This window comes from Vibrio sp. 10N.222.46.A1, from assembly GCF_041473595.1.
Taxonomy (GTDB): Bacteria; Pseudomonadota; Gammaproteobacteria; order Enterobacterales; family Vibrionaceae; genus Vibrio; species Vibrio tasmaniensis_A.
The window spans coordinates 1-469 of the sequence record NZ_JBFRSN010001759.1; the positions used below are offsets into that span (position 1 = coordinate 1).

1 protein-coding gene is annotated in these 469 nt (G+C 46.1%); it reads right to left on the minus strand.

The window, feature by feature from the left end; genetic code table 11:
- Positions 1-111: 111 nt before the first annotated feature.
- A partial coding sequence (locus tag AB4496_RS29200; protein WP_372133617.1) for a hypothetical protein occupies positions 112-469 on the minus strand: 358 nt, incomplete at its 5' end.

Here is a 469-nt window from a genome sequence, read left to right on the forward strand (position 1 = left end):
CTCACCCTCACCCTCACCAAAAGAATACGAGACCCGTGAAGCTGCCAAACAAAAAAAGCCCCGAAGTTGTATACTTCGAGGCTATTAATTTACGGTAGATAGATTACGCTTCTAAGGGGTTTCGATAAGCTCTTGAACAGGAGATACCGGTTTGTTTTGAGCAAAACCACGCAGACCAACAACGTGTACGTGTTCGTGGTCTTTGAAGACCTTACGTACCAGTTTGTAGGTTGTACCTTTCTCTGGGCTAATGTTCTCTGGCGCAGCAATCAGAAGTTGCATACCTAAACGGTCACACAGTTCAAACAGCGTAGAGATCGACTTAGAATCCAGACGAGCGGCTTCATCAAGGAACAACAAACGACATGGAACGATGTCTTTACTACGAAGTCGACGTGACTCTTCTTCCCAGCTCTGAATAACCATCAATAGGATTGATTGACCAGTACCGATCGCCTCACCCGTAGAC